The following is a 338-nucleotide window of genomic DNA, read 5'->3' as shown; positions in this document are numbered from 1 at the left end:
TGATTTTACAGGAAGTCCAGTTAATGGATTAACAGGCGGCGTTGCAGGAAATGCTATTACTAATAATGATACATTAAATGGAGTTGCGGTTTCGGCAAGTGATGTAAACATTACAACAACAAGTAGTCCATTAGGTATTGCTTTAAATGCAACAGGAGCTGTAGTGGTTCCAGCAAACACACCAGCAGGAGATTATACTGTTACTTACCAGATTTGTGAGAAATTGAATCCAAGTAATTGTGATACAGCTACTGTAACAGTTCGAGTAGACTCAGCTACGATAGTTGCCAACATAGATGATTTTACAGGAAGTTCAGTCAATGGCTTAACTGGAGGAG

At 39.1% G+C, this 338-nt stretch carries 1 pseudogene; it reads left to right on the top strand.

The annotated features are described in order from the left end of the window. A pseudogene (locus tag EYW44_RS22415) lies at window positions 1-338 on the top strand (hypothetical protein); the annotation flags it as partial.

The sequence above is a fragment of the Tenacibaculum sp. M341 genome, assembly GCF_004337695.1.
Classification (GTDB): domain Bacteria; phylum Bacteroidota; class Bacteroidia; order Flavobacteriales; family Flavobacteriaceae; genus Polaribacter.
This window is presented reverse-complemented; position numbering and strand designations above follow the sequence as displayed.